The sequence below is a fragment of the Streptomyces poriferorum genome (genome assembly GCF_019399235.1).
In the GTDB taxonomy this organism is placed as follows: Bacteria; Actinomycetota; Actinomycetes; order Streptomycetales; family Streptomycetaceae; genus Streptomyces; species Streptomyces poriferorum.
The window spans coordinates 1-6,500 of sequence record NZ_JAELVH010000329.1 but is presented as its reverse complement, the minus strand read 5'-3'; the positions used below and the strand labels follow the sequence as shown (position 1 = coordinate 6,500).

General features: G+C 71.1%; 6 protein-coding genes. 2 read left to right on the top strand and 4 right to left on the bottom strand.

Annotation, left to right across the window (positions count from 1 at the left end; translation table 11 throughout):
• The 3 genes from JGS39_RS34710 to pdhA all read right to left on the bottom strand — a co-directional run.
• A partial coding sequence (locus tag JGS39_RS34710; RefSeq protein ID WP_219573729.1) for a biotin/lipoyl-containing protein occupies positions 1 to 659 on the bottom strand: 659 nt, incomplete at its 3' end.
• The gene (locus JGS39_RS34705; protein WP_219573728.1) at positions 659 to 1,690 is read right to left on the bottom strand and encodes an alpha-ketoacid dehydrogenase subunit beta; all 1,032 of its coding nucleotides are present in this window, start codon (positions 1,688 to 1,690) and stop codon (positions 659 to 661) included. The genes JGS39_RS34710 and JGS39_RS34705, both read right to left, overlap by 1 nt.
• Positions 1,687 to 2,850: a pyruvate dehydrogenase (acetyl-transferring) E1 component subunit alpha gene (gene pdhA, locus JGS39_RS34700; RefSeq protein WP_219573727.1), complete on the bottom strand. Its 1,164-nt coding sequence runs from the start codon at positions 2,848 to 2,850 to the stop codon at positions 1,687 to 1,689. The genes JGS39_RS34705 and pdhA overlap by 4 nt, the downstream gene beginning before the upstream one ends.
• 262 nt (positions 2,851 to 3,112) lie before the next feature.
• Between pdhA and JGS39_RS34695 the strand changes: the two genes are divergently transcribed.
• A complete protein-coding gene (locus JGS39_RS34695) occupies positions 3,113 to 3,619 on the top strand; it encodes an Lrp/AsnC family transcriptional regulator (protein ID WP_219573730.1) in 507 nt (168 codons plus the stop codon).
• Positions 3,620 to 3,700: 81 nt separating this feature from the next.
• Here the strand turns inward: JGS39_RS34695 and JGS39_RS34690 are convergent, their stop codons facing one another.
• A complete protein-coding gene (locus JGS39_RS34690; RefSeq protein ID WP_219573726.1) occupies positions 3,701 to 4,294 on the bottom strand; it encodes a TetR/AcrR family transcriptional regulator in 594 nt (197 codons plus the stop codon).
• 151 nt (positions 4,295 to 4,445) lie between these two features.
• Here JGS39_RS34690 and paaN point away from each other — a divergent pair, with 151 nt between their 5' ends.
• Positions 4,446 to 6,146, top strand: a complete 1,701-nt coding sequence (gene paaN / locus JGS39_RS34685; RefSeq protein WP_219573725.1) for a phenylacetic acid degradation protein PaaN — start codon at positions 4,446 to 4,448, stop codon at positions 6,144 to 6,146.
• Positions 6,147 to 6,500: the final 354 nt, after the last annotated feature.

Below are 6,500 nucleotides of genomic sequence, written 5' to 3'. Positions count from 1 at the left end.
GCCGGAGCGGCGACGGGAGCCGGCGCCACCGACCGGATGGCGGACTCGACATCGGCGCGCAGGATCAGCCCGTCGGGCCCGGATCCCGCGAGCTGCCGCAGATCGAGGTCGTGCTGCCGCGCAAGCTTGCGGACCAGCGGGGAGACCACGGCGACCGGCCCCCGTACGTCGTCGGCGGCCCGGGCGGCGACCGCGGCCTCGGCCGGCAGCGCGGCGGTGGGAGCGGCGGCGGACGCGGTGGGAGCCGAAAGGCCCTCCGGCCGGACCCGCCGGCGGCGCACCGGCGGCGCACCCGTCCCGTACCCCACCAGCACGTTCCCCGAACCGGACGGCTCCGGGTCGGCGACCGCCGCAGCACCTGAACCCGATCCCGAGCCCGCACCGGTCAACGTCTGCGACCCCGACGGTTCCACGGTTCCGACAGCGACCGTCAGCAGCGGTGCGCCGACGGGAAGTTCCGTTCCTTCCTCGCCGAACCGTGCGGTGACCACGCCTCCGTACGGGCAGGGCACCTCCACCATCGCCTTGGCCGTCTCGACCTCGACGACGGGCTGGTCGATGGCGACGACATCGCCGACCTCCACCAGCCAGCGCACGATCTGCGCCTCGGTCAGCCCCTCGCCGAGATCCGGAAGCTTGAATTCGAGTACCTGGGGCATCAGTTGTCCGCCTCCCACTGCAGTCGTGCGACGGCGTCGAGCACCCGGTCCACGCCCGGCAGATGGTGGCGCTCCTGCATCGGAGGCGGGTACGGGATATCGAAACCGGCGACGCGCAGTACCGGTGCCTCCAGATGGTGGAAGCAGCGCTCGGTGATCCGGGCGGCGATCTCGCCGCCCGGGCCGCCGAAGCCGGTGGACTCGTGGACGACGACCGCGCGGCCGGTGCGCCGCACGGACGCGGCGACGGTCTCGTCGTCGAACGGCACCAGCGAACGCAGGTCGACGACTTCGAGGTCCCAGCCCTCCTCGACAGCGGCCTGCGCCGCCTCCATACAGACCGGCAGCGACGGTCCGTACGTGATCAGCGTCGCGCTGCGCCCGGGACGGCGTACGACCGCCCGTCCGATGGGTTCGACGGCGGCCGGTGCCTGCGGCGACCAGTCGGCCTTCGACCAGTAGAGCCGCTTGGGCTCCAGGAAGACCACCGGGTCGTCGGACGCGATCGAGGCCCTCAGCAGTCCGTACGCGTCCTCGACCGTGGCGGGGGTGACGACATGGAGACCCGGGGTCGCCATGTAGTACGCCTCCGAGGAGTCGCTGTGGTGCTCGACGCCGCCGATGCCGCCGCCGTAGGGGACCCGGACCGTGATCGGCAGCGGCATCGCGCCCCCGGTACGGTTCCGCATCTTGGCGACATGGCTGATGAGCTGCTCGAACGCCGGATACGCGAACGCGTCGAACTGCATCTCGACCACGGGCCGGAGCCCGTACATGGCCATGCCGACTGCCGCGCCGAGAATGCCGGCCTCGGCCAGCGGGGTGTCCGTGCACCGCTCGTCGCCGAACTCCTTCGCCAGGCCGTCGGTGATCCTGAAGACCCCGCCGAGCGTGCCGACGTCCTCACCGAGGACGTGCACGGAGGGATCCTCGGCCATCGAGTCGCGCAGCGCGCGACCGAGTGCCTGCGCCATGGTCGCGGGCTTGGCCTTCGCCGTCCGCTCCCCGGCCGTGGCCGCTGCCGTGGTCATCGCCCCGCACCCCTGTCGTCCGTGCCGTTCTGGTCGTGCTCCGCGTCCAGCTCGACCCGCAGGCGGGCCGCCTGCTCGCGCAGTTGTGTCGTCTGCTCCGCGTACACATGGGCGAAGAGATCCATCGGGTCGAGCACCGGGTCCGCGTTCATCCGGTCCCTCAGCTGCGCCGCCATCCGCTCCGCGGCCTCGCGCGCCTCCGCGATGCCTTCGTCGCCGAGCAGCCCGCGTCCGGTCAGCTCGCGCTCCAGGAGCTGGACCGGATCGTGGGCCCGCCAGGCCTCGACCTCGCTGTTCCCTCGGTAGCGCGTGGCGTCGTCCGCGTTGGTGTGGGCGTCCATGCGGTAGGTGACGGCCTCCACCAGCGTCGGACCACCGCCGCTCCTGGCCCTCGCCACGGCCTCGGAGAGCACCTGGTGCATGGCGGCCGCGTCGTTGCCGTCGACCAGCCGGCCGGGCATCCCGTACCCCACGGCCTTGTGGGCCAGGGACGGTGCCGCGGTCTGCTTGGCCAGGGGCACGGAAATTGCGAAGCCGTTGTTCTGCACGAGGAAGACGACCGGGGCCCGCCAGACGGCCGCGAAGTTCAGCGCCTCGTGGAAATCACCCTCGCTGGTGCCGCCGTCGCCGACCATGGCGAGAGCCACCACGTCGTCCCCCTTGAGCCGCGCCGCGTGGGCCAGGCCCACGGCGTGCGGCAGCTGGGTGGCGAGCGGGGTGCACAGGGGCGCGATGCGGTGCTCGCGCGGGTCGTACCCGGTGTGCCGGTCGCCGCGCAGCAGGGTCAGGGCATCGACCGGGTCCAGTCCCCGCGCCACCGCCGCGAGCGTGTCGCGGTAGCTGGGGAAGAGCCAGTCCCGCTCCTCCAGCACCAGGGCGGCCGCGATCTCGCAGGCCTCCTGCCCGGTGCTCGACGGATAGACGGCGAGCCGTCCCTGCTTGGTGAGGGCGGTCGCCTGTGCGTTGTACCGTCGGCCGCGCACGAGCTCCGCGTAGAGCCGCAGCAGCAGCTGGGGGTCTGCCTCGGCCGCGGCGTCCGTACCGAGCACGCGGTACGGCTCGGGGTCCGGGAGCAGGGGCGCGGGATCGGTGAGCGGCTTCCAGGCCGGGGGCGGCGTGGGCCGGTAGGCGGCCGCGCCGGGCAGCTCTTGGACCGTCATGACAAGCACCTCCTGGCGTCGAGGGGTATCGAGCGACATCTGGCGGCATCGGGGGTGCCCGATGCCGAGGGGTGTTGATATGTGTCGAATTAACCAAAGCCGTGCGAGGCGCGCATGTGGTGCGCCTCACCTACCGATTGTTCGGTCGCGAGCGCATTTTGGCTACAGGCACCGTCAGCCTGTGGACAAACGGTTCTCCACAGCCTGGGATGGGGACAGGTCGTCCAGGACGGGGAGGCACGGGAACATGGCAGCTGAACAAATGGCCGACGGGGGCGAGGAGCCGGGCAGGATTCCCCCGGCACGCCCGCTGGACGCCGTCGACGGCGCCATCCTCCGACTGCTCCAGACGGACGGCCGCGCCTCGATAAGGTCGGTCGCCGACCGCGTCCACGTCTCGCGGGCCAATGCGTACGCCCGCATCAACCGGCTCATCGACGACGGTGTGATCCGCGGCTTCGGCGCGCGGGTGAACCATGAACGGGCGGGGCAGGGGGCCTCCGCGTACATCACGCTCAAGATCGTCCAGAACTCCTGGCGCACCGTGCGGGAGCAGCTCCAGGCGCTGCCGGGCGCCACGCACATCGCACTGGTCAGCGGCGATTTCGACGTTCTGCTGCTGGTGCACACCCCGGACAACCGGTCACTGCGCGAACTGGTCCTGACGAGGATCCAGGCCATTCCGGAGGTGCTCTCCACCCGCACCCTGCTCGTCTTCGAGGAGACGGACCTGACCCCGGGCTCCGACCGTCCGACGGAACTCACCTGAGCGAGGACGACCCGGGCTCCGGCCGTCCCACGGAACTCACGTGAGCGAGGACGACCCGGCCACCGGCTCAGGTCCTGGGGATCAACGGCTGGACTTCATGCCTTCGAAGGCCAGCTGCACGACGGTGTCGGCGAGCCGCTCCCCCTCCGCGCCGCCGTCCGGCAGCGGCCGGAACCACTCCACGAGCGAGTTGACCATCCCGAACAGCAGCCGCGTCGCAAGCCGTATGTCCACGTCGGAGCGGAGGTCGCCGTCCGCGACCGCCGCCTTGAGCAGATCGGCCACGCGCTGGTCGAACTCGCGCCGCCGTTCCAGGGCCCAGCGCTCGGTCTTCGTGTTGCCCCGCACCCGCAGCAGCAGCGTGACGTAGGGCAGTTCGGCTATCAGCACCTCGACGGTCCGGCGCGTGACGTACTCGACGCGCTCGATCGCACGGCCCCGGGTCGCGCCCGGCTCGTCGAGGATTCCGAAGAGCCCGTCCAGTGCCCGGCTGACCGCGCGCCGCAGCAGCTCTTCCTTGCCGGCGACGTGATGGTAGATGGACGACTTCGAGATGCCCGCCGCCTTGGACAGGTGCTCCATCGAGGTGCCGTCGTAACCGCGCTCGTTGAAGACACGGACGGCGACGGCGAGCAGAGTCTCCGGGGTGTACGTGTCCCGCTTGGCCGTGGTCATGCCCGCGATCCTCCCCTACGAGTCGGACCGACCGGCAAATGGGGGCGGTCTTGTCCACAGGTTTCGCGGGCCCCCTTGTCCCGACCGATCGTTCGGTTACTCTAACTCTGTCCGCCCGTCCCTGCCCAGCTCGATGAGGAGTTGGTCCGTCATGGCCGCCGAGCTCTCCCCGCACCTGCTGTCCGAGAGGCACCGCCCCACGCTCGACCGGGCCCTCGACGCGATCCGCACGCGTGCCTACTGGTCGCCCCACCCCGAGCACCCGAAGGCCTACGGCGAGGGCGGCGCCCCCGGCAGCCTGGGCGCCGCCGAGGGCAAGGCCGCCTTCGACGCCGTGCTGAACACCCGTCTCGACCTGGACCAGCCCGGCACCGACGGCTGGACGGGCGGCGAGATCTCTCCGTACGGCCCGCAGCTGGCCGTCGAGTACCCGCACGCCGACCTCGACGTGCTGCTCCCGGCGATGCGTGCCGGCATGCCCGCCTGGCGCGAGGCAGGCCCGGAGACCAGGGCGCTGGTCTGCCTGGAGATCCTGGCGCGGATCAGCGCCCGCACCCATGAGTTCGGCCACGCGGTGATGCACACCAGCGGGCAGGCCTTCATGATGGCGTTCCAGGCCGGAGGCCCGCACGCCCAGGACCGCGGTCTGGAGGCGGTGGCGTACGCGTACGAGGAGCAGATGCGCGCGCCCCGGACCGCCGACTGGTCGAAGCCGCAGGGCAAGCGCGACCCGATCGACCTGCACAAGACGTTCACCGCGGCCGGCCGCGGCATCTCCCTGCTGATCGGCTGCAACACCTTCCCCACATGGAACGGCTACCCGGGCCTCTTCGCCTCCCTGGCCACGGGCAACCCGGTCCTGGTCAAGCCGCACCCCCGGGCGGTCCTCCCACTGGCCCTGACCGTGCAGCTGGCGCGTGAGGTCCTCACGGAAGCGGGCTTCGACCCCAACCTGGTCGCGCTGGCCGCCGAGCGTCCGGGCGAGGGAATCGCCAAGACCCTGGCGGTCCGTCCGGAGATCCGGATCATCGACTACACCGGCTCCACCGAATTCGGTGACTGGCTGGAGGCCAACGCGCGCCAGGCCCAGGTGTACACGGAGAAGGCCGGCGTCAACACGATCGTCGTCGACTCCACGGACGACTACCGCGGCATGCTGGCCAACCTGGCGTTCTCGCTCTCCCTCTACAGCGGCCAGATGTGCACCACTCCGCAGAACCTCCTGATCCCCCGGGACGGCATCACGACGGATGTCGGCGACAAGTCGTACGACGACGTGGTCACGGACATCGCCGCCGCCGTCACCGGACTCCTCGGCGACGACGCCCGGGCGAACGGACTGCTCGGCGCTCTGGTCAACCCGGACGTGAAGGCCCGCCTGGAGGCGGCCGCACAGCTGGGCGAGGTGGCACTGCCTTCGCGGGAGGTGGCCAATCCGGACTTCCCCGAGGCAGTCGTCCGCACCCCGCTGATCGTCAGGCTCGACGGCAGCAAGCCGGACGAGGACTCGCCCTACCTGTCGGAGTGCTTCGGCCCGGTCTCGTTCGCTGTCGCCGTCGACTCGACGGCGGAGGCGGTGGAACTACTGCGCCGCACGATCCGTGACAAGGGCGCGATGACGGTCGGCGCGTACACCACCTCACCGGAGGTGGAGCGCGCGGTGGAGGACGTCTGCCTGGACGAGTCGGCCCAGCTCTCCCTGAATCTGACCGGCGGGGTCTACGTCAACCAGACGGCGGCGTTCTCCGACTTCCACGGATCGGGAGGAAACCCGGCAGCGAACGCGGCCCTGTGCGACGGCGCTTTCGTCTCGAACCGCTTCCGCACCCTGGAAGTCCGCCGCCAACGCTGACCCCCTCGCAACAGCCGACTACCTCTACCTCTCTCAGCCCCTCCCCGCGCATTTCCAGGTGCTCCGGGGTCTGACTTCCAGCCCCACCGGGGTCTGACTTCCAGCCCCACCGGGGTCTGGCTTTCAGTCCCACCAGGGTCTGACTACCAGCCCCACCGGGGCCTGGCTTTCAGCCCCACCGGGGCCTGACTACCAGCCCCACCGGGGCCTGGCTTTCAGTCCCACCGGGGCCTGACTACCAGCCCCACCGGCGTCTGGCTTTCAGCCCCACTGGGGCCTGACTTCCAGCCCCGCCGGGGTCTGGCTTTCAGCCCCTCCGGCGTTTGAGGAGCGGGGTCCGGGGCGGAGCCCCGG

Coding starts and splice junctions, on each gene's coding strand:
- JGS39_RS34695 (WP_219573730.1), top strand. CDS start 3,113: ATGGCCGACGGGGGCGAGGAGCCGGGCAGGATTCCCCCGGCACGCCCG.
- pdhA (WP_219573727.1), bottom strand. CDS start 2,850: ATGACGGTCCAAGAGCTGCCCGGCGCGGCCGCCTACCGGCCCACGCCG.
- paaN (WP_219573725.1), top strand. CDS start 4,446: ATGGCCGCCGAGCTCTCCCCGCACCTGCTGTCCGAGAGGCACCGCCCC.
- JGS39_RS34705 (WP_219573728.1), bottom strand. CDS start 1,690: ATGACCACGGCAGCGGCCACGGCCGGGGAGCGGACGGCGAAGGCCAAG.
- JGS39_RS34690 (WP_219573726.1), bottom strand. CDS start 4,294: ATGACCACGGCCAAGCGGGACACGTACACCCCGGAGACTCTGCTCGCC.